Source organism: Saonia sp. (assembly GCF_056326165.1).
The window spans coordinates 136,381-157,018 of sequence record NZ_JBWFBN010000006.1; the positions used below are offsets into that span (position 1 = coordinate 136,381).

Annotated in this window: 21 protein-coding genes and 1 other RNA gene; 18 read left to right on the forward strand and 4 right to left on the reverse strand. The window is 34.3% G+C overall.

The genetic code is table 11. From position 1 onward, the window contains the following. The first annotated feature begins 4 nt into the window (after positions 1-4). Positions 5-700, forward strand: coding sequence for a (d)CMP kinase (gene cmk / locus AC000W_RS07590; RefSeq protein ID WP_474747302.1), 696 nt, complete (start codon positions 5-7; stop codon positions 698-700). Between the two features lie 49 nt (positions 701-749). On the opposite strand, the gene AC000W_RS07595 is transcribed toward cmk, so the two are convergent. Further along, positions 750-1,130 (reverse strand): LysM peptidoglycan-binding domain-containing protein, encoded by a 381-nt coding sequence (locus tag AC000W_RS07595; RefSeq protein ID WP_474747303.1) that lies wholly within the window; start codon positions 1,128-1,130, stop codon positions 750-752. Positions 1,131-1,388: 258 nt separating this feature from the next. Between AC000W_RS07595 and rpsA the strand changes: the two genes are divergently transcribed. The 9 genes from rpsA (at position 1,389) to ppk1 (ending at position 9,960) form a co-directional block, all read left to right on the forward strand. Continuing rightward, positions 1,389-3,257: a 30S ribosomal protein S1 gene (gene rpsA / locus AC000W_RS07600; protein ID WP_474747305.1), complete on the forward strand. Its 1,869-nt coding sequence runs from the start codon at positions 1,389-1,391 to the stop codon at positions 3,255-3,257. A gap of 168 nt (positions 3,258-3,425) precedes the next feature. Further along, complete coding sequence (pyrR, locus tag AC000W_RS07605) at positions 3,426-3,965, forward strand: bifunctional pyr operon transcriptional regulator/uracil phosphoribosyltransferase PyrR (protein WP_474747306.1); 540 nt, start codon at positions 3,426-3,428, stop codon at positions 3,963-3,965. Positions 3,966-3,967: 2 nt separating this feature from the next. Then, positions 3,968-4,894 carry an aspartate carbamoyltransferase catalytic subunit gene (locus AC000W_RS07610; RefSeq protein ID WP_474747308.1) on the forward strand — a complete coding sequence of 309 codons (927 nt, stop codon included), beginning with the start codon at positions 3,968-3,970 and terminating at the stop codon, positions 4,892-4,894. A gap of 5 nt (positions 4,895-4,899) precedes the next feature. Then, positions 4,900-5,232, forward strand: coding sequence for a ribonuclease Z (locus AC000W_RS07615; RefSeq protein WP_474747309.1), 333 nt, complete (start codon positions 4,900-4,902; stop codon positions 5,230-5,232). Beyond that, positions 5,229-5,702 (forward strand): DUF3291 domain-containing protein, encoded by a 474-nt coding sequence (locus tag AC000W_RS07620; RefSeq protein WP_474747310.1) that lies wholly within the window; start codon positions 5,229-5,231, stop codon positions 5,700-5,702. Before AC000W_RS07615 ends, AC000W_RS07620 begins: the two co-directional genes overlap by 4 nt. 10 nt (positions 5,703-5,712) lie before the next feature. Continuing rightward, positions 5,713-6,618, forward strand: coding sequence for a ribonuclease Z (locus AC000W_RS07625; RefSeq protein WP_474747312.1), 906 nt, complete (start codon positions 5,713-5,715; stop codon positions 6,616-6,618). Between the two features lie 121 nt (positions 6,619-6,739). Further along, the gene (gene pdxH, locus AC000W_RS07630; protein ID WP_474747313.1) at positions 6,740-7,387 is read left to right on the forward strand and encodes a pyridoxamine 5'-phosphate oxidase; all 648 of its coding nucleotides are present in this window, start codon (positions 6,740-6,742) and stop codon (positions 7,385-7,387) included. A 9-nt stretch (positions 7,388-7,396) separates the two neighbouring features. After that, a complete protein-coding gene (locus tag AC000W_RS07635; protein WP_474747314.1) occupies positions 7,397-7,882 on the forward strand; it encodes a SixA phosphatase family protein in 486 nt (161 codons plus the stop codon). After that, positions 7,882-9,960 (forward strand): polyphosphate kinase 1, encoded by a 2,079-nt coding sequence (ppk1, locus tag AC000W_RS07640; RefSeq protein WP_474747316.1) that lies wholly within the window; start codon positions 7,882-7,884, stop codon positions 9,958-9,960. The genes AC000W_RS07635 and ppk1 overlap by 1 nt, the downstream gene beginning before the upstream one ends. Here the strand turns inward: ppk1 and AC000W_RS07645 are convergent. Further along, complete coding sequence (locus AC000W_RS07645; RefSeq protein ID WP_474747317.1) at positions 9,957-10,538, reverse strand: MiaE family protein; 582 nt, start codon at positions 10,536-10,538, stop codon at positions 9,957-9,959. The two genes, ppk1 and AC000W_RS07645, sit on opposite strands and share 4 nt — an antisense overlap. A gap of 161 nt (positions 10,539-10,699) precedes the next feature. On the opposite strand from AC000W_RS07645, the gene AC000W_RS07650 reads away from it, so the two are divergent. From AC000W_RS07650 to AC000W_RS07680, 7 genes are read left to right on the forward strand one after another with little or no spacing between them, the layout of a single operon-like run. Continuing rightward, the gene (locus AC000W_RS07650) at positions 10,700-11,554 is read left to right on the forward strand and encodes an EboA domain-containing protein (protein ID WP_474747319.1); all 855 of its coding nucleotides are present in this window, start codon (positions 10,700-10,702) and stop codon (positions 11,552-11,554) included. A 2-nt stretch (positions 11,555-11,556) separates the two neighbouring features. Further along, positions 11,557-12,465 carry a TatD family hydrolase gene (locus AC000W_RS07655; protein ID WP_474747320.1) on the forward strand — a complete coding sequence of 303 codons (909 nt, stop codon included), beginning with the start codon at positions 11,557-11,559 and terminating at the stop codon, positions 12,463-12,465. Further along, positions 12,465-13,367, forward strand: a complete 903-nt coding sequence (gene eboC, locus AC000W_RS07660) for a UbiA-like protein EboC (RefSeq protein WP_474747322.1) — start codon at positions 12,465-12,467, stop codon at positions 13,365-13,367. Before AC000W_RS07655 ends, eboC begins: the two co-directional genes overlap by 1 nt. A 12-nt stretch (positions 13,368-13,379) precedes the next feature. Continuing rightward, a complete protein-coding gene (locus tag AC000W_RS07665) occupies positions 13,380-14,552 on the forward strand; it encodes a 3-dehydroquinate synthase (RefSeq protein WP_474747323.1) in 1,173 nt (390 codons plus the stop codon). Between the two features lies 1 nt (position 14,553). Next, a complete protein-coding gene (eboE, locus tag AC000W_RS07670; protein WP_474747324.1) occupies positions 14,554-15,747 on the forward strand; it encodes a metabolite traffic protein EboE in 1,194 nt (397 codons plus the stop codon). A 4-nt stretch (positions 15,748-15,751) separates the two neighbouring features. After that, positions 15,752-17,128, forward strand: coding sequence for an alkaline phosphatase family protein (locus AC000W_RS07675; RefSeq protein WP_474747326.1), 1,377 nt, complete (start codon positions 15,752-15,754; stop codon positions 17,126-17,128). Between the two features lie 26 nt (positions 17,129-17,154). Then, entirely contained in the window at positions 17,155-17,514 is a 360-nt protein-coding gene (locus AC000W_RS07680) for a transmembrane 220 family protein (RefSeq protein WP_474747328.1), read from the forward strand. Here the strand turns inward: AC000W_RS07680 and AC000W_RS07685 are convergent. Further along, positions 17,503-19,302 carry a DNA polymerase III subunit gamma/tau gene (locus AC000W_RS07685; RefSeq protein WP_474747330.1) on the reverse strand — a complete coding sequence of 600 codons (1,800 nt, stop codon included), beginning with the start codon at positions 19,300-19,302 and terminating at the stop codon, positions 17,503-17,505. The two genes, AC000W_RS07680 and AC000W_RS07685, sit on opposite strands and share 12 nt — an antisense overlap. A gap of 129 nt (positions 19,303-19,431) precedes the next feature. Between AC000W_RS07685 and rnpB the strand changes: the two genes are divergently transcribed. Then, positions 19,432-19,722, forward strand: an RNA gene (rnpB, locus tag AC000W_RS07690) — RNase P RNA component class A. Here rnpB and AC000W_RS07695 read toward each other — a convergent pair. Then, a complete protein-coding gene (locus AC000W_RS07695; protein WP_474747331.1) occupies positions 19,715-20,581 on the reverse strand; it encodes a hypothetical protein in 867 nt (288 codons plus the stop codon). The two genes, rnpB and AC000W_RS07695, sit on opposite strands and share 8 nt — an antisense overlap. Between the last annotated feature and the right edge of the window lie 57 nt (positions 20,582-20,638).

Here is a 20,638-nt window from a genome sequence, read left to right on the forward strand (position 1 = left end):
TGGTATGAATAAAATCACCATAGCCATAGATGGTTATTCCTCAACAGGGAAAAGTACCATTGCCAAGCAATTGGCAAAGGCATTGGGCTATGTGTATGTGGATACCGGGGCTATGTATAGGGCGGTTACTCTTTTTGCCATTAAGAACGATTTTATTGGAGGTAAAAGGGATAATATTGATGCACTTGTGAAGCTTTTGCCTAAAGTAAATCTAAAGTTTGTTTTTAATGAAGAACTGGGATATGCAGAAATGTATCTCAATGATGTAAATGTTGAAAAGGAAATACGAGGAATGGATGTTTCCAGACAAGTAAGTAAAATATCTACTATAGAGCAAGTAAGGCACAAGCTAGTGAATATGCAAAAGAAAATGGGAGAGGAAAAAGGCATTGTGATGGATGGTAGGGATATAGGAACTGTAGTTTTTCCTAATGCAGAACTTAAAATTTTTATGACAGCTTCTCCAGAGGCAAGAGCATCTAGGCGTTATAAAGAATTATTGGATAGAGGTGAAAAAGTAAGTTATGCCGAAGTTCTCCAAAATGTGGAAGATAGGGACTATAGGGATTCCCATAGAGAAATATCTCCTCTTAGGAAGGCAGATAATGCTATTGAGTTTGATAATAGCGATATGGGACTAAAAGAACAATTTGAACGCATACATAATTATGCGCTTAGGGTCATTAAAAAACAAGTATAAAAAAAGGAGCGTTTAAAACGCTCCTTGTTTAATTTCAATAAAACTGTTTTTAAAGATTTGGTATTACCAAAACTTGATCTGGATGTATTACATCAGGATTCTTTAAAATGTCTGTATTCGCAGCAAAGATTTCCTTATACTTCATAAGGTCACCATAATAATGCTTGGCAATTAAACTTAAAGATTCTCCACTTTTTACAGTATGTCTTGCATAAACAGATTCATCTTCAACAGCGATGTTTGCTTTTATATCAGAAAGGTCCCCACTGGATATTTCTTTAATTTTATCCCAAAGAAGGTTCTTTTCATATTGAGTACCTGCCATGCCTTTTACTTTAAGGACACCATCTTCAACGGTAACTTTACCATCTTTGATGCCTAGTTCTTCTCCCAAATCCAAAACTGGCTGGTATTTTTCTTTAACGCTCATTTTTACTTTATTTTAATGGTTAATAATAAGGGTTTCAAGATAGCAATTATTGCCCTATTTTACTAAAAAAAGCAAAGATTTATAAAAAGGTTACTAACCTTCTAAAAATAAGGTTTGTAAAACAATATTTTAATTGTATTTTTGCACTCCTTTTTAGCAAATACACAAGAGAAAAAAGGGAAATAAGTAAAATTAATTAATCCTTCTATAAGTATTGTTAACTCTTGTAACCTTATAGAATACAAATTTAATCAGCAAATGGCTGAAGAAAAAACTCCAGCAGTTGAAGAAACTGCAGCAGTAGTTGAGGAAACTACAGAAACAGTACAAGAAGCAAAAGTTGAAGCTCCTGTACAAGATCCAAAAGAATTTCTAGAAAACTTTAACTGGGATAAATACGAGCAAGGAATTGAGCGTGTTGATGATTCCAAACTTGAAGAATTTGAAAAACTGGTAACAGAAAATTTTGTTGATACAGCTGATGAAGAAGTTGTAGAAGGAAAAGTTGTTTACCTAACGGATCGTGAGGCAATTATTGATATTAATGCTAAATCTGAAGGTGTAATCTCATTAAATGAATTTCGTTACAACCCAGACTTAAAAGTAGGGGATAAAGTAGAAGTTCTTATTGATATCCGTGAAGATAAAAGTGGGCAGTTAGTATTATCTCATAGAAAAGCCAGAACAATTAAGGCTTGGGAAAGAGTTAATACTGCTCATGATAAAGAAGAAATAGTACAAGGTTTTGTTAAGTGTAGAACTAAAGGTGGTATGATTGTAGATGTTTTTGGCATTGAAGCATTCCTTCCAGGTTCTCAGATTGATGTGAAGCCAATTCGTGATTATGATCAGTATGTTAACAAAACAATGGAATTCAAGGTGGTGAAAATCAACCATGAATTTAAGAATGTTGTTGTTTCACATAAAGCATTGATTGAAGCTGATATTGAAGAACAGAAAAAAGAAATCATTGGTCAACTAGAAAAAGGACAAGTATTAGAAGGTGTTGTTAAGAACATTACTTCTTATGGTGTCTTTATTGACCTTGGTGGTGTTGACGGACTTGTACATATCACGGACCTTTCTTGGAGCAGAATCAACCATCCAAATGAGGTGGTAGAATTGGATCAGAAATTAAATGTTGTTATTCTTGATTTTGATGACAATAAATCTAGAATCCAATTAGGTCTTAAACAATTAGAAAAACATCCTTGGGAAGCACTAAGTGATGAAATTAAAATTGGTGACAAAGTAAAAGGTAAAGTTGTTGTTATTGCAGATTACGGTGCATTTATAGAGGTTGTAGAAGGCGTAGAAGGATTAATCCACGTTTCTGAAATGTCTTGGTCAACACATTTACGTTCCGCACAGGATTTTGTAAAAGTAGGTGATGAGGTAGAGGCTGTAGTATTGACCTTGGATAGAGATGATCGTAAAATGTCTTTAGGCATTAAGCAAATGACTCCAGACCCTTGGACAGATATTACAACTAAATACCCTGTAGGTTCTAAACATAGTGGAATTGTTAGAAACTTTACCAATTTTGGTGTGTTTGTAGAATTGGAAGAAGGTATAGATGGTCTTATTTATATTTCTGACCTTTCTTGGACTAAGAAAATCAAGCATCCATCAGAGTTTGTTGCCGTTGGCGATAAATTGGAAGTGGAAGTATTAGAATTAGATGTTGAAGGACGTAAACTAAGTTTAGGTCACAAACAGACTACTGAAAATCCATGGGATAAATACGAGGCTGATTTCGCATTGGGAACTGTACATAAAGCTGCCATTGGGGAAATAGTTGACAAAGGTGCTACTATTGATTTTAATGAGGATATTGTTGCTTTTGTACCTTCTCGTCATTTAGAAAAAGAAGATGGTAAAAAATTAGCTAAAGGTGAAGAGGCAGAATTCAAGATTATTGAGTTCAACAAAGAATTCAAAAGAGTTGTTGCCAGCCATACTGCTATTTTTAGAGAAGAAGAGCAACGTAATGTAAAGCAAGCGGTTAAGAAAGCGGCTGCGGCTGCGGATGAAGCCAAACCTACTTTAGGTGATGCTAATGAGGCACTACAAGCGTTGAAGGATAAAATGGAAGGTAAAACTACTAAGGCGAAAGCCAAGAAATAGTAGAATTTCATTCCAATAGAGTATTAAAGACCCAGACATATGTTTGGGTCTTTTTTGTTTATTGAAGTTCTAAGAAGAGAGAGCTAAACTCTAATAATATAAATGCCCTCAACTAAATTGACTAGAAATTCCTATTTTTGTACTTCTAAAGTGTTGGTTAATTAGCCCATGAGTCAAAAAGTACTGCTTTCCTCAAAAGAAATACACATCATCTTACATCGTTTGGCTTGCCAATTATTAGAAACCCATTTAGATTTTAAGAATACTGTTTTAATAGGAATACAACCTAGAGGAACTTTTTTGGCCCAACGTTTGGCAAAGTTGCTTGCTACTGACTATAATGTCAAAGATATTAGCTTGGGATTATTAGATATTACTTTTTACAGAGATGATTTTAGAAGGGGAGACAAAACATTGGAAGCCAATAAAACAAACATTGATTTCTTAGTGGAAGGCAAGAATGTGGTGCTCATAGACGATGTATTGTATACTGGGCGTAGCATAAATGCGGCATTAACAGCTTTACAATCTTTTGGTAGACCAAAGGAAGTTGAATTGTTAACACTTATTGATCGGAGATTCAGCAGACATTTACCCATTCAACCAAATTATAGAGGAAGACAGGTTGATGCTATAAACAATGAAAAAGTAAAAGTAATGTGGGAAGAAAATGAAGGAAAGGACATAATATATTTGGTAAATAATTAAATATGAGCGAATTAAGTGTAAAACACTTGCTAGGAATTAAATATCTAAATGAAAAAGATATTCAGCTTATTTTTGAAACTGCCGATCATTTTAAAGAAGTTATCAATCGTTCCATTAAAAAAGTTCCTTCTTTAAGAGATATTACAATAGCCAATATATTTTTTGAAAACAGCACACGAACAAAGCTTTCTTTTGAATTGGCGGAGAAACGTTTATCGGCCGATGTACTTAATTTTTCTGCCTCTCAATCTTCAGTTAAGAAAGGGGAAACACTTATAGATACGGTAAACAATATTTTATCCATGAAAGTGGATATGGTAGTAATGCGGCACCCAAATCCAGGGGCAGGTATTTTTTTGTCCAAGCATGTAAATGCATCCATTGTAAATGCTGGTGATGGAGCTCATGAGCACCCAACCCAAGCATTATTAGATTCTTATTCCATAAGAGAAAAATTGGGAGATGTAGCGGGGAAAAATGTGGTAATCGTAGGTGATATTCTTCACTCTAGAGTAGCATTGTCCAATATTTTTGCTCTTAAATTACAGGGAGCAAGTGTAAAAGTATGTGGCCCAAAAACATTGATACCCAAACATATAGAATCGTTGGGTGTTGAAGTGGAAACTAATTTGGAAAAAGCATTACAATGGTGCGATGTTGCCAATATGCTTCGCATACAGAATGAACGGATGGATATTAGTTATTTTCCAACCACAAGAGAGTATACCCAGCAATTTGGCATAAACAAATCTAAACTAGACAAATTAGATAAAGAAATTGTGATTATGCACCCTGGACCAATTAACAGGGGAGTAGAAATAACCAGCGACGTAGCAGATTCTAAACAATCCATTATTTTGAATCAAGTTGAAAATGGCGTAGCCATTCGCATGGCGGTGATATATTTATTAGCATCAAAAATAAAATAAACAGTATGATTTTTGATAAAGAAGGATCTACAACTACAGTTTTACAAGAGAATATTTCTCTAAATGAGTTTTTGCATAACTTAAATGGAGCATATCAAAGAATAAAGAACGATCATCTTATAATTAACCTCTTCTCATTTTCTAAATTAACCTCCAATGATATTTTGGAGTTTTTAACGCTTTCCAATACACACAGGTCTTCAAAAAAATCTTTTGTTTTAGTGACCAATAAAGTTTCTTATGATGAGGTTCCAGAAGAAATATTGGTAGTACCAACCATACAAGAAGCAAAAGACATCATTGAAATGGAAGAAATAGAGAGAGATTTGGATATATGAAGAATTTTTATTTAGCTCAAGTCAATATTGCTAAAATGTTGGCGCCTTTGGATAGCCCAGTTATGGCAGATTTTGTAAATAATCTTGACAGAATAAATGCAATTGCTGACCAAAGTGAGGGCTTTGTTTGGAGATTAACTGGTGAAGAGGATAACGCCACGGCTATTTCAGTGTTTGAAGATGAATATCTTATTATAAATATGTCAGTTTGGGAATCAATCGATGCTTTGTTTAAGTATGTTTATAAATCTGACCATGTAGAAATTTTCAAAAGAAAAAAAGAATGGTTTAGTAGCATGAAGGAAATGCATATGGCCTTTTGGTATGTGGAAGAGGGTGTTGTTCCAACACCAGAAGATGCAAAGGAAAGATTGCAGTATCTAAATGTACATGGAGAAACACCTTATGCATTTACGTTTAAAAGTAAATTTACAATAGAAGATTTATTGAAATATAAGACTAATAACTAGGGATTATAATATGAAATTACACATCCTAGGTTGTTATGCTGCTACTCCAAGAACGTTGACCAATCCCACCTCACAAGTATTGGAAATTAAGAATCATTTGTTTTTAATTGATTGTGCAGAAGGGACACAAGTACAGCTTAGGAAAAACAAAATAAAATTTTCTAGAATAAACCACATTTTTATTTCCCATTTGCATGGAGACCATTTTTTTGGATTACCGGGTCTTATTTCAACTTTTAGACTATTAGGAAGAGAAAAGGAAATGCATATCTATGGCCCAAAAGGAATAAAGGAAGCTATAACCTTACTCTTAAAACTTGGAGATTCTTGGACCAATTATCATTTGCATTTTCATGAATTGAGCTCTAATGAATCTGAATTAGTTTTTGAAGATGATAAAGTAACTGTGCACACGATTCCTTTAAATCATAGGGTATATACCAATGGTTTTTTGTTTAGGGAAAAGTTGGATGATAGAAAATTAAATGTTGATGCATTGGCTAAGTATAAGATTGATAAAAGCCAATTTAGAAATATTAAAAAAGGAAGTGATGTAGTTTTGGACAATGGCAATATTGTTTCAAATTCTGAAATTACCCTCGACCCCAAAAAACCTAAAAGCTATGCTTACTGTAGCGATACGGCATATTTGCCGGAAATTGTTGAACAAATTAGAAATGTGAATGTGTTGTATCACGAGTCAACTTTTTTAGAGTCAGAAATGCAATTGGCAACTAAAACCAAACATTCTACGGCAAAGGAAGCGGCTTCCATTGCAAAGCAAGCAAATGTGGGGCAAGTAATATTGGGGCACTATTCTACGAGATATAAATCAATTAACTTGTTTAAGGAAGAAGCCAAAGAAATTTTCCCAAATGTTGAGTTGGCTGACGATGGCAAAGTGTTTGAAATATAGTAGTGCTACTACCTTAAATAACTAAAATTTAACTCGGCCTTTAAATAAAAGGCTAAACTCTTTTCTTCTTTTCCTATCTTTTGTGCAACTTTGTTAACATAGCGTGCTATAATCCACTATAATGGAAAAGGACTTAGGAAAATATAGAAAAGTGTACGAGAAAAGCTCCTTAATTGAGGGAGCTATTTCGGATAATCCCATGGAGCTTTTTCAAAAGTGGTTCTATGAAGTGGAAGTATCAGATGGTATAGATGAGACTAATGCTATGACATTGTCTACTATTGGCTTGGATGGTTACCCAAAAAATAGAGTGGTGTTATTAAAGAAATACACATTTGAGGGGTTTATTTTTTATACCAATTATAAAAGTGAAAAAGGGAAGGCCATTCTAAAAAATTCCAATGTTTGCCTATCATTTTTCTGGCCTAATATGGAACGGCAGATAATCGTAAAAGGGAAAGCTGAGAAGGTTTCTGAGAATTTGTCCGATGGTTATTTTGAATCCCGACCAGAAGGCAGCAAATTGGGAGCGATAGTCTCAAATCAAAGCGAGGTTATTCCCTCAAGAAAAGAAATAGAAGAAAAATTAAAGGAGGCTGAATCTAAATATGCCAATATGGAAATTGAGCGCCCTAAACATTGGGGAGGATATATAGTAAAGCCTATTTCGATTGAGTTTTGGCAGGGTAGGCCAAATAGATTGCATGACCGTATACGCTATACATTGCAAGAAAATTATAGTTGGAAAATAGAAAGACTGGCTCCTTAAAAATAGAAAATGAAAAACCTGATACTAGTAAGGCACGGCAAATCTTCTTGGGAATATAATGTAGATGATAAGGACCGGTCCTTATTGAAAAGAGGTATTGATGATGGTCATCTGGTTGCATCAAAATTTTCTGAACAGAATATGAATTTGGATGCTGTTTTCTCTAGCCCAGCTAACAGGGCATTACACACTTGTATGATTTTTTTACGCACATTAAAACTTCCTTTTTCTGAGTTTAGATTAGAGAATGAATTGTATGATTTTTCTGGGGATGGAGTTTCTTCATTTATTAAAAACTTGCCAGAAAGTGTGGATAGTGTAATGATATTTGGTCATAATAATGCATTTACCAATTTGGCAAATTTATGGGGGAATGAGTATATTGATAATGTACCAACATCTGGGCTCGTACATTTAGTTTTTAATGTAGATAATTGGAGAAATATTTCAAAAGGAGTTACAAAGCAGATTTTGTTCCCAAAACAATTGAAGTAATGGTAAAGAAAGAAAAAAATCAATATATAAATAGGGAAATTAGTTGGTTGCGGTTTAATGAAAGGGTACTCCAAGAGAGTATGGATAAGAAAGTCCCCCTAATTGAGAGATTAAGATTTTTAGGAATTTTCTCCAATAACCTAGATGAATTTTTTAAGGTTCGCTATGCCACTGTAAAGAGGATTGTTGAAGCAGGAAAAAAGGGAAAGAGTGCCTTGGGAGGAGAAAAAGCAAAAGATTTGCTAGAGGAAATCACCAAAATTGTAATTACGCTACAAACAAAAAGCGAAAAGATATTACGGGAAATTGAAAATGAACTGGAAGCACAGAATATTTTCCTAATTACCGAGACAGAGGTTAAGGAAAGTCAAGTGGACTTCATAAAGGATTACTTTGTAAATAAAGTAAGTCCAGAACTCATGACAATTATTTTGAATGATTTGGCAGAGTTTCCAACTCTTAAGGATACGGCTGCTTATTTGGCTGTTAAACTGGTGCTTATAGATGAAAACAGAAGGAAAGAGGAGAAAGAAATCAGGTATGCCTTGATTGAAATTCCTAAGGGAATAGACCGTTTTGTAGTACTTCCTAAAGAAGGGAATAAGAATTATATCATTATGCTGGATGATTTAATCAGATATTGCCTTAGAAGTATTTTTACGATGTTTGATTATGAGTCTATAACTGCACATATGATTAAGATTACTCGAGATGCCGAGTTGGATATGGACAATGATCTTAGTAAAAGTTTTATTGAAAAAATATCATCCAGTGTTGAGCACAGAAAAATTAGTGACCCTGTACGTTTTGTATATGACAAAAATATAGAAAAGGACACCTTACTTTTTTTAAAGGAAAAAATGGGTATAGAAGGTACGGATAGCGTTATTCCTGGTGGCCGTTATCATAATAGACGAGATTATATGGGTTTCCCAAGTTTGGGAAGAACAGATTTAATGTATGATAAAATAAACCCTTTGCCAGTAAAAGGGTTTAGCTTGGAAGGAAGTTTGTTTGAGCAAATTGCGAAAAAGGACTATTTAATTTATACACCCTATCACACATATGCTTACCTAATTAAATTTCTTAGAGAAGCAGCCTTAGACCCAAAAGTCAGGAATATAAAAATCACAGTATATCGTTTAGCAAATAACTCCCAAGTAGCAGCATCTTTAATAAATGCAGCTAAAAATGGAAAACAGGTAACAGTACAAATAGAATTACAGGCTCGTTTTGATGAAAGAGCTAATATAGAATATGCAGAGCAACTGCAGGAAGAAGGTATTAAGCTTATTTTTGGAGTACCTGGACTAAAAGTGCATAGTAAAATATGTGTTATAGAGAGAGAAGAGAATAACGAGATTAAACGGTATGGATTTATTAGTACTGGTAATTTTAATGAATCTACGGCCAAAATCTATACAGATTTTACCTTGTTTACGTCACATGTGCCTATCTTAAAAGAGTTGAATAAAGTTTTTAATTTCTTTGAGACTACATATAAAATAAATAAGTACAAGCATCTTATTGTTTCACCACATTATACCCAATCGGTTTTTGAAAAACTCATTGATAATGAAATCTCCAATGCTATTGTAGGTAAGGAAGCTTACATAAAAATTAAAATGAACAGCTTTACTTCCTATAAGATGATAGATAAGTTATATGAAGCTAGTAGGGCAGGAGTAAAAATTAAGTTAATAATTAGAGGTATTTGCTGTTTAGTTCCGGGAGTAAAAGGGATGAGCGAAAATATTGAAGCCATTAGTGTAGTGGACAAATTTTTAGAGCATCCAAGAGTGTTTATTTTTGGAAATGAAGGGAATCCAAAAGTATATATTTCATCTGCTGATTGGATGACCAGAAATATTGATTTTAGGGTTGAAGTAGGCTGCCCTATTTATGATGAGAATATTAAGCAGGAATTATTGGACACGTTCAATATTTCTTGGAATGACAATTTAAAAGCAAGAATATTCAATGAAAAACAGGATAATAGGTATAGAAAAATTGTAAAACCAGAAATAAGGTCACAATTTGAGCTTTATTTCTATTATCAAAAAAAATTAAAAACTTAACCGTGAATAGTTTCTTTATTCCCTAAACTTTTCATGATATTGGCTTCATGGGTCAATAAATCTTGCCACTTTTTATCCACTTCTTCTCGGTTTCCGTATTGTCTGGCAAATTGAAGAAACATTGTATAATGTCCGGCCTCACTAACCATTAGTTTGTTGTAGAATTCTGCCAACTCTTTGTCTTGTAATTCTTCTGATAGCAATCTAAAACGTTCACAACTGCGAGCTTCAATAAGAGCAGCATATAAAAGTCTGTGAACCAATTGAGTGGTTCTGCTGCCTCCTTTTGGGAAAAACTTCAGTAAATCTACTACATAATGATCTTTACGATCCCTTCCAAGAACATTGCCACGAGCAATAATTCGGTCATGAACCATTTTAAAATGAGCCATTTCTTCGCGAACCAAAGCCGTCATTTCTTCAACCAATTCTGTATATTCAGGAAAACTAACTATAAGTGACATTGCAGTGGCAGCAGCTTTTTGTTCACAAAAGGCATGGTCCGTTAAGATTTCGTCAATATTTTTTTCTACAATGTTTACCCAGCGCGGGTCAGTTGGCAGTTTTAGTCCTAACATAGAATTGTTTTTTTTCAAAATTATAAAAGAAAACTCAAATTGGATAAGAATTATTTTTATATAAATATCCTAATGATATTGCCTTTAAAACTATTATAACTAGCTTTGTTATAGGTAGGCAAATGGGGTGGTTAAAATATGGGCGCAAAATTTAATTTTTAATGCAGTTTATAGGAGTTGGACAACAATTAGAGGAAGTTTTAAAAAATAATCTTGATGAAGAAACTTGGAAATGGGTTCTGAGTAAAATTAATCTGATTGTTGAAACTAAATCTACTAAGGATTTGTATCTCACATACAGTTTATTACCCTCTAAAATTTCATCAGCTACTTTAGATTTTTCATCTACAGGGTCAGATTTAAAAAATTATTTAGGGCACCACAAAGCTAGTACGGTTGAATTGGTAAGAATTTATCTTTTAATAAAAGTACTAGAGGCAGATGCTAACTTTTTTGAAAGTAAGGTGGCTAACCTTATTCAAATAGCAGACACAACGGAATTAGAAACTTTTTTAAAGTATTTAATTTTGTTACCAAAACCAGAAGCATTTAAAAATGTTGCAGTAGATGCTTTACGAACCAATATTGGTTCTGTTTTCAATGCAATTGCGTTAAATAACCCTTATCCGGCCATTTATTTTAGCGATAAACAATGGAGTCAGATGTATTTAAAAACCATTTTCATTGAAAGTGATCTAAGCGGAATTTTAAATGTAGATGAAAGAGCCAATGAAGATTTAACTCGAATCATATCGGATTATGCTCATGAACGCTGGGCAGCAGGCCGAAAAATTGACCCTTTGTTTTGGAGGCCAGTAGCTAAATTTTTAAATGAAACTCTTTTGGTTGATATGAAGCGATTGTTAGAAAGTGATGATGAGTTAGAAAATATAGCGGGTGTTCTTTGTTGTAAGGCTTCAAACAATAATAAAGCTATAGAATTGGTAAATAAGTACCCTGAACTAGTAAGCAAAGTTGAAAACAAAAATAGTAGTTGGAAGAATCTCAACGGATAATTATGGAAGAAAATATAAAATTTATTGACCCGCATATTCATATGACATCCCGTACTACGGATGATTACCAAGCCATGGCCGCCGCAGGTATTGTGGCAATTGTAGAACCTGCATTTTGGTTGGGACAACCAAGAACTCAAGTGGGTTCTTTTCAAGATTATTACAGTAGTTTGGTGGGTTGGGAGGCCTTTAGGTCTAGTCAATTTGGAATTAAGCATTATTGTACAATAGGCCTTAACTCAAAGGAGGCTAATAATGAAGCTTTGGCAGAGCAGGTAGTAGAATTGTTGCCTTTGTACCTGCATAAAGAAAATGTTGTAGGTATTGGTGAAATAGGTTATGATGATATTACTGAGGCGGAAGATAAATACTTTAGAATGCAATTAGATTTGGCCAAAGAAATGGATATGCTCGTACAGGTGCATACGCCACATAGAGATAAAAAGGCTGGTACTATTCGTAGTATGGAAGTTTGTATTGAGCATGGTATTGATCCATCTAGAGTAATTATCGACCATAATAATGAAGAAACGGTAAAAGAAGTACTAGATCGTGGTTTTTGGGCTGCTTTTACCATTTACCCAAGAACAAAAATGGGAAATGAGCGTATGGCGGCAGTTGTTGAGCAATACGGAAGTAAGAACATTATTGTTAATAGTTCGGCAGATTGGGGAGTAAGTGACCCACTTTCAGTACCAAAAACAGCGGCTTTAATGTTGAAAAAAGGAATAGCAAGAGAAGACGTTGTAAAAACCTGCTATGGTAATGCTTTGGAGGCTTTTGGACAAACAGGACGTATGAAAGAATCGGACTGGTCTGATGCCAAAGGTGTTGATCAAAGAGAATTATTTCATGATAATAGTGTACTACGTGGCCAGAAACCCCAAATTGATGATGATAAAATAGTATAATGGGTAAAACCTTAATGGGATATTTGCAGCTTACTCGGCCTGCTAATTTACCTACTGCTGCAGCCGATGCTTTAGCAGGTATGGTTGTTGCCGGGGTTGTTGCTAAAACCAATTCTTCATTTTCTTGGAATCCAGATTTTTTGGTAGAATCTGTCTGCCTAGTTTTAGCTTCAGTTTTTTTATATGCTGGTGGTGTTGTTCTTAATGATGTTTTTGATTTTAAACTTGATGCAATTGAGCGGCCAGAACGACCTATTCCTAGCGGTGTTGTATCATTAAAATCAGCCGCATTTTTTGGTGGCGTATTAATGTTGTTAGGCATAATTTTCGCTTTTTTGGTTTCAATACTGAGTGGAGTACTAGCTGTAATTTTGGCCATAGCAATAGTATTGTATGATGCTTTTTCAAAAGAACATACGCTAATTGGGCCATTAAACATGGGCTTATGTAGAGGTTTAAATCTGCTTATGGGTATGTCCATTTTTGGAGTTTTACTCTATTGGGAATATGCCTTTATTCCCGTAGTTTATATTGCGGCAATAACTTTAATAAGTAGAGGTGAAGTTCATGGAAAAAATAAAAGCCATATTGTGTTGTCAGGGTTTTTATATGCCTTGGTAATTATATGTATTTATGGTTATCATTATATTAACGGTGGCAATACTTTACAGGCAATTCCGTTTATTTTAATATTTGGAATTTTAATTTACAGACCATTGTTTAAAGCATATAGAGACAATTCTCCAAAGAATATTAAAAAAGCGGTTATAGCAGGTGTAATATCTATTGTACTTTTAGATGCTGCTTTAGCTGTTGGTTTCTCTAATTGGGTAGTTGGTATAGGTATTGCTTTACTTATGCCGCTTTCTATTTTTCTTTCCAAACTCTTTGCAGTTACCTAAATTTGATTTTTAATGAAGCATCCAAAAACAATAGAACAATCTTTTAAAGTGTCGTATGATTATAAATTATACTTCACGGAGCAATTGTTTGCTATAGATAATGAGTTGTTTAGAGAGGTGCTGTCTCAATATGGAAAAGGCAAGCCCGTAAAAGTTTTGTTTGTTGTAGATGATGGTGTTAAAGCAAAACATCCACTTCTTTTAAATGAAATTAAAACATATTGTGAAACTTTTAAGGAGGTTGTAATCTTAAAAGATATTTTAGTAGTAAAAGGAGGAGAGGCTTGTAAAAATAATCATGATTATGTTACTGAAATTCTTAGTAGTGTAAATGATGAAGGTATTTGTAGACATTCATTTGTGGTCGTCATAGGTGGTGGAGCAGTTATAGATATGGCAGGTTATGCTACAGCTATTGCACATAGAGGTGTAAAATTAATACGAATACCTACAACGGTACTTTCCCAAAACGATTCCGCAGTTGGTGTTAAAAATAGTATCAATGAATTTGGTAAAAAGAATTTTCTTGGCACTTTTGCACCACCATTTGCTATTATTAATGACTCCCGTTTTTTAACCACTTTAGAACAGCGAGACTGGATTTCTGGCATTGCTGAGGCCGTAAAAGTGGCATTAATAAAAGATGCAGCGTTCTTTAGTTTTATTTCTGATAATGCCAGTAAATTGGCAAGCAGAGATATGGAAACAATGGATTATTTAATCTTTAAATGTGCAGAAATGCATATGCATCATATAGCTCAAGGCGGAGACCCGTTTGAAAGCGGTTCTTCCAGACCCCTAGATTTTGGACATTGGGCGGCTCATAAATTAGAGCATATGACCCATTATAATATACGTCATGGTGAGGCTGTTGCAATTGGCATTGCTCTAGATGTAACCTATGCATTTTTAATCGATTTAATTGATGAAAAGGCCTTAAATGAAATTCTTCTTGTGTTAGAAGAAATAGGATTTAGTCTTCAGATTCCTGTGGAAGGAGAAGAGCAAATAAATGAACTTTTAAATGGTATTGAAGAGTTTAGAGAGCATCTGGGAGGTAAACTTACGATTACGCTTATCTCGGCAATAGGAAAGAAGCATGATGTTCACGAAATTGATTTAAATAAAATGAAGAAGGCAGTGTCAATGAGAAGTGCAATTGGCAAACAAAAATTATCTTGCTAGTATGTTTTTAAACGATTACTTCCATTTAACCTATTGCACGAATATACACCCAGGAGAGAACTGGAAAATCACTTTTGAAAATATTGAAAAATTTGTTCCAATTATTAAAAAAGAGGTTTCTAAAGAAAAGTCTTTTGGCTTGGGATTGCGGTTGTCTAATACTGCTAGTGAGGAATTAGGATTAGAGGAAAATTTGTCCCAGTTTAAAAAATGGTTAGACGATAATGATATTTACGTTTTTACCATGAATGGATTTCCTTATGGTAATTTTCACAATGAGAAGGTGAAAGATATGGTTCATGCTCCAGATTGGACAACGAGAGAACGTTTGGACTACACCAAAAGGATATTCGACCAATTATCTTATTTAATTCCTAATGGTATAGAGGGAGGTATTTCTACAAATCCCATTAGTTATAAATATTGGTACAATACTGAAGAAAAGACAAACAATGCTTTTTCGATAGGAGCCACTCATATGGCCGAAATTGTTTTACATTTATCTGACATTGAGAATGTAACTGGCAAATATCTGCATTTAGATATTGAACCAGAGCCAGATGGAATGATAGAGAATAGCGATGAAGTGCTTATGTATTATCAAAAGTATCTAATCCCAATTGCCTCAAAAATTATAATGGAGGCTTTGCGTTGTAATAAAGAAAAAGCTAAAGAATTAATTCTAAGATACATTACTATTTGTTATGACATTTGCCATTTTGCATTGGCTTTTGAAGAACCTGAATTTACAATGAACAAACTCGAGGTCGCTGGGATTAAGATTGGTAAAATTCAGGTGAGCGCTGCTTTAAGGATTCTTTTTGATGGTAAGAATGATGAGAAAATCTGGGACTCATTAAATAGGTTTAATGAGCCTACTTACTTACATCAGGTAACGCAAAAAATTGGAAATAAGGTAAAAACCTATTGTGATTTGCCAGATTTATTAAAGAATAAAAAGGAATTTACTGAGCTTAGAGCTCATTTTCATGTTCCCATTTTCTTAGATAGGTTTGATGAATTACACTCAACTCAAGACCATATTTTAAAGTTTTTAAAATATTTAAAAAAAGATAAAGTTTCCAATCATTTGGAAATTGAAACGTATACATGGGATGTGCTTCCAAAGTCTTTAAAACTAGAACTTTCGGATTCTATTGTTAGAGAAATAGACTGGTTAAAAAATAACCTTTAGACAAATGAAAAAAACGGTGGTGCTTAATGTGGTTGGTTTATCAGTTAGATTAATTGGAGAACATACACCATTCATTAAATCGTTTTTGGAAAAAGGAAAGGCAACTAGTATAACTCCAGTAGTGCCTGCGGTGACCTGTAGTGCTCAATCAACCTATTTAACTGGTAAATGGCCACAAGAGCATGGTATTGTTGGTAATGGCTGGTATTTTAAAGAAGAACACGAGGTAAAGTTTTGGAGGCAGTCCAATACATTGGTACAAAGTGAAAAGATTTGGGACAATCTTAAAAAGATAGATGCCAATTTTACATGTGCTAATCTTTTTTGGTGGTATAATATGTACTCTACGGCAGATTTTAGTGTTACTCCAAGACCTAATTACTTGGCTGATGGGAGAAAGATTCCGGACATTTACTCGTATCCCTCAGAATTACGAGATACACTTCAAAAGGAATTGGGTACATTTCCCTTGTTTCATTTTTGGGGTCCAAAGACGTCCATAAAGTCTAGCCAATGGATTGCGGATTCGGCTATAAAAACAGATGAGTTACATAACCCAACTCTGACCTTGGTCTACTTACCACATTTGGATTATAATATTCAACGTCACGGAGTTAACTTTGATAAAATAGCAAAGGATTTGCAGGAGGTGGATGATGAGGTTAAAAAGCTAGTGGCTCATTATGAAAAACAAGATGCTCATATTATTTTGTTGTCAGAATATGGGATTACGAACGTGAGCAACCCTGTTCACTTAAATAGAATACTTCGTTCAGAAGGGTATTTAGGAATACGAATGGAACGTGGTTTAGAACTTTTAGATGCGGGAAATAGCAAAGCTTTTGCTGTGGCGGACCACCAAATTGCTCATGTGTATCTGCATGATAAATCAATAAAAGAAGTTGTTAAAGGGCTGCTTCAAGGGGTTAAAGGGGTTGAAAAAGTATTGTCTGATGATGAAATAGTAGATGCTAAGCTTAACCATGAACGTTGTGGAGATTTAGTGGTATTGGCAGATAAAGATTCTTGGTTTACCTACTATTTTTGGATGGATGATAAAAAAGCCCCGGATTATGCCAGGATGGTAGATATTCATAAAAAACCAGGATATGACCCTGTAGAAATGCTAACAGACCCGAAAGATAGATTGGTAATGTTTAAAGTCATTTGGAAACTTTTCAAAAAGAAACTAGGTTTTAGAACCCTAATGAATGTAATACCTTTAAAAGCTGAATTAATAAAAGGGTCTCATGGTAGAATTCCTGATGAAAAGGATGATTACCCTATTTTGATTAGCAATAATCCTAATTTAATTGACAAATCTGATGTTGAGGCCATTGATGTATTTTCAATTATTAAAAAACATGTTCTAACTAATTAAATTTTCTAACTTAAAACCACATGAGTATGAAAGCACTTTTTAAAATTATAGGATTCATTTTTACTGCATTGTTTGCTTATGCAGTAGTTGTTCAACATAACGACCCAGATGCAGTAAAATGGTATGTTATTTATGGTTTGGCCGCTTTGGCATCATTGCTTTTTGCTCTGGATAAATTGAAGTTTTTATGGGCTGCATTCCTTTTTGGGTTTTATATAGGTTTCACCATTTTTGTTTGGCCAGAGAAGTTTGAAGGTGTTACCATTGGTGAAGGTGATATTGTGAATATCGAAAGAGGTCGTGAAGCTTTGGGCTTATTAATTGCAGCTTTATTAATGCTGGTATATGCCTTTAGAATTAGATATGTTAGTAAATCAAAGGTCTAAATCAAATTCCTTTCTAAGAATATCTATTGCTGGGTTTTTCTCCCGTAATTTTTCATACTTTTCTTCTGGAGTAAAAGCAAATTTCTTGGCAGTTGCCTCATTGACTGTAATTTGAAGTTCAATGAAATAATTGCTCAGTTTTTGTTTGAGGTATTCCATAAGGTCATATTGCTCCCGCTCAATTTCCTTTTTCATGGTACTATTTGGGAGTTCTATCCAAATGGTAGTATTATCACTTTTAAGTTTTGGAATATCAGCAGATAAATTTGATGCTAATATTTTCTGCCCTTGTTTATCAATTACTTCAACAAAATTATTCCAATGTTTTTGCATGTCTTCCTCTGTAAAAACTTCTTTTGGTAACTGAGTTTTATCTAGTACTTCTCCTTTCTTTTGAAGTTCATGCTCCTTTTTTGCCTTTAGGCTAGAAATTGATAATCCTGATACTCTTTTAGCTGGTACTTTGATATTTATTTTTGGAACAGTTGATTGTTCTACTTCTTCAATCACAGGCTCTTTTAAAACAACTGAAACATTGGAATTTTCATTTTGAATAACAGGAATAGTTTCTGCCTTAGAAGATTCAACTATTTGATTTTCATTAGTTTCTACAACTACTTTAGTTTGCGATTTGTTTAATGATGGACTTTTTAATCTAAAGAAAGAAGCCGGTACAATAAAATCAATCGTTTTTCCGTCAAGTGCTACGGATTCAGGATTTTTTTTTTCTCCATCATAAGTGATAGAGGCCAATTTCATTAGAGCAAGCTCAACCAACAATCTTTGGTTTCTACTTGTTTTATACTTTAAGTCAGTATCGTTAGCAATATCAATGGCTTTGAGCAAGAAATCGCTTGAAGCTTTTTTTGCCTGCTCTCCATAGCTTTTTTTAGCATCGTCTCCTACTTCCAAAAGAGCAATGGTGGCCTCATGTTGGCATACCATTAAATCTCTAAAGTGGGATGCCAATCCAGAAATAAAATGATGCCCATCAAAACCTCTTGCCAATGTATTATTAAACAAGATCAGTAAATCTGGGATATCATTTTGTAATATTAAATCTGTAGCTGAAAAGTAGGTGTCATAGTCCAGCACATTTAGATTTTCCGTAACCGATTTTCTCGTCAACTCCTTTCCAGAAAAGCTTACCACTCGGTCAAAAATAGAAAGAGCATCACGCATAGCTCCATCTGCCTTTTGGGCAATAATATGCAACGCACTGTCCTCAGCTTCTATACCTTGTTGTTCAGCTATATATTTTAAATAATTGGCAGCATCTTTAACAGTAATTCGTTTAAAATCGAATATTTGACATCTGGAAAGGATGGTGGGAATTATTTTGTGTTTTTCAGTGGTTGCTAAAATAAAGATAACATGTTTTGGCGGTTCTTCCAGTGTCTTTAAAAAGGCATTAAAGGCCGATTGGGACAACATATGTACTTCATCAATAATGTACACTTTGTATTTTCCTATTTGTGGAGGAATACGTACCTGATCGGTTAAACTTCTAATATCATCTACAGAATTGTTTGAAGCAGCATCTAACTCAAAAATATTGAAAGCAAAATCCTCATCGGTATGTTCCTTACCATCTTCGTTGATTTTTTTGGCCAAAATACGGGCGCATGTAGTCTTACCAACACCCCTTGGTCCAGTAAATAAAAGAGCCTGTGCCAAATGATTGTTCTCAATGGCATTAAGCAAGGTATTTGTAATGGCTTCTTGCCCTACAACATCCTTAAATGTTTGAGGTCTGTACTTACGTGCCGATACTACAAAGGGTTCCAAAAACTATAATTTAGATGGTATTTTTCAATACCGAGGGGTTCTATACAAATATAAAAATAGGAATGTATTATAGTGTTCATTTGGATAGGTTAAAACCATTTTTTATTAACAATTGATTTACCTTTGCCAGCAGCAGGTCACCTTATCGCTCCAAGTAATTGGGGAGGAAAGTCCGGACACCATAGTGTAGCATAGCGGGTAATGCCCGTCCACCGAAAGGTGAGGACAAGTGCAGCAGAAAGTATGTACAGGTAAGGCTGTAGTGAAACCAGGTAAACTCTATGCGGTGCAACGCCATGTAAATCAGTGTTTAAGGGTGCACGCCCGAGCTGAAGGGTAGGCGGTTTGAGCTTTTGGGCAACCAAAAGCCTAGATAAATGATAAGGCTAGACAGAATCCGGCTTATGACCTGCTATTTTTTTAAATCTGCATTGCATTCCATGGCCATTGTACCGGACCTACTGACCTGAGAAACAATTTTTAATTTTGCATTTTCATTTTCATTATACCAAATATTTTCACCAATATTCTCCAATGGTATAATTGGCAATGCAACCGGGACATCTTGAATTTCTGATTGATTTTCAAAACCGTTAAAAAATATTATTTCATAGGATTCACCAACGGATATCCCCCCTTCTATGTCATCAAAATATACTTTTGTATTACCTTCCGTATTATTGGATAGATTTTTAGATCGGGCACTATGGGTATAGAAGGTTAGGGTAGAGTCATCTAAAGGCATATAGTTTGGGTATTGAAGTTGAAATTCTGATAAATCCACACTAACATTTTGCCCATCACCTTCTATTCTAACAGAATTGAACATGAGTAAATCAAAGTTGGCTTCAATGGTCATTTTATACCATATTTTTGGTTTTAAATTAAACCCAATATTTTTTATTTCCCAATTATCTCTATTGACAGTTCCATTTAAGTTTTCTGGAATACCTGTAGGAATCCAAAGATCTCCGTTTCTATTGAGTGCCGCATATGCCATCCAATCTACACCTTCAAAACGGATAGGGTTTGTTGTGCCTTCCATTAACTCTATATCTAGCCCAAAAAGCACATCATTGGGTAAAGTATCTTCAAAATAAAAATACCCACTTACATAGGCGTTTCCAGGCTCCTTTAAAAAAGATTGTAAATTGCTTCCGCTATAGGAGAATGCCACCGAAGCACTTAAAATACTTTCAAATAAATCTGGTTCATCTACATTTTCTTTCTTACAGAATATGAAGGATAGAGATGTTAAAATAATGAATATTTTTTTCAAAGCTAAATACCGTTTAATACAATCTAGTACAATGATTTATATTATTTAGAATTTTCT

What these genes read in the sequence shown, in the direction of transcription:
- cmk (WP_474747302.1), top strand. Translation starts at nt 5, where the DNA reads ATGAATAAAATCACCATAGCCATAGATGGTTATTCCTCAACAGGGAAA.
- AC000W_RS07665 (WP_474747323.1), top strand. Translation starts at nt 13,380, where the DNA reads ATGAAGCATCCAAAAACAATAGAACAATCTTTTAAAGTGTCGTATGAT.
- AC000W_RS07650 (WP_474747319.1), top strand. Translation starts at nt 10,700, where the DNA reads ATGCAGTTTATAGGAGTTGGACAACAATTAGAGGAAGTTTTAAAAAAT.
- pyrR (WP_474747306.1), top strand. Translation starts at nt 3,426, where the DNA reads ATGAGTCAAAAAGTACTGCTTTCCTCAAAAGAAATACACATCATCTTA.
- AC000W_RS07680 (WP_474747328.1), top strand. Translation starts at nt 17,155, where the DNA reads ATGAAAGCACTTTTTAAAATTATAGGATTCATTTTTACTGCATTGTTT.
- AC000W_RS07655 (WP_474747320.1), top strand. Translation starts at nt 11,557, where the DNA reads ATGGAAGAAAATATAAAATTTATTGACCCGCATATTCATATGACATCC.
- AC000W_RS07675 (WP_474747326.1), top strand. Translation starts at nt 15,752, where the DNA reads ATGAAAAAAACGGTGGTGCTTAATGTGGTTGGTTTATCAGTTAGATTA.
- AC000W_RS07635 (WP_474747314.1), top strand. Translation starts at nt 7,397, where the DNA reads ATGAAAAACCTGATACTAGTAAGGCACGGCAAATCTTCTTGGGAATAT.
- AC000W_RS07595 (WP_474747303.1), bottom strand. Translation starts at nt 1,130, where the DNA reads ATGAGCGTTAAAGAAAAATACCAGCCAGTTTTGGATTTGGGAGAAGAA.
- AC000W_RS07645 (WP_474747317.1), bottom strand. Translation starts at nt 10,538, where the DNA reads ATGTTAGGACTAAAACTGCCAACTGACCCGCGCTGGGTAAACATTGTA.
- AC000W_RS07610 (WP_474747308.1), top strand. Translation starts at nt 3,968, where the DNA reads ATGAGCGAATTAAGTGTAAAACACTTGCTAGGAATTAAATATCTAAAT.
- eboE (WP_474747324.1), top strand. Translation starts at nt 14,554, where the DNA reads ATGTTTTTAAACGATTACTTCCATTTAACCTATTGCACGAATATACAC.
- ppk1 (WP_474747316.1), top strand. Translation starts at nt 7,882, where the DNA reads ATGGTAAAGAAAGAAAAAAATCAATATATAAATAGGGAAATTAGTTGG.
- AC000W_RS07620 (WP_474747310.1), top strand. Translation starts at nt 5,229, where the DNA reads ATGAAGAATTTTTATTTAGCTCAAGTCAATATTGCTAAAATGTTGGCG.
- rpsA (WP_474747305.1), top strand. Translation starts at nt 1,389, where the DNA reads ATGGCTGAAGAAAAAACTCCAGCAGTTGAAGAAACTGCAGCAGTAGTT.
- AC000W_RS07615 (WP_474747309.1), top strand. Translation starts at nt 4,900, where the DNA reads ATGATTTTTGATAAAGAAGGATCTACAACTACAGTTTTACAAGAGAAT.
- AC000W_RS07625 (WP_474747312.1), top strand. Translation starts at nt 5,713, where the DNA reads ATGAAATTACACATCCTAGGTTGTTATGCTGCTACTCCAAGAACGTTG.
- eboC (WP_474747322.1), top strand. Translation starts at nt 12,465, where the DNA reads ATGGGTAAAACCTTAATGGGATATTTGCAGCTTACTCGGCCTGCTAAT.
- pdxH (WP_474747313.1), top strand. Translation starts at nt 6,740, where the DNA reads ATGGAAAAGGACTTAGGAAAATATAGAAAAGTGTACGAGAAAAGCTCC.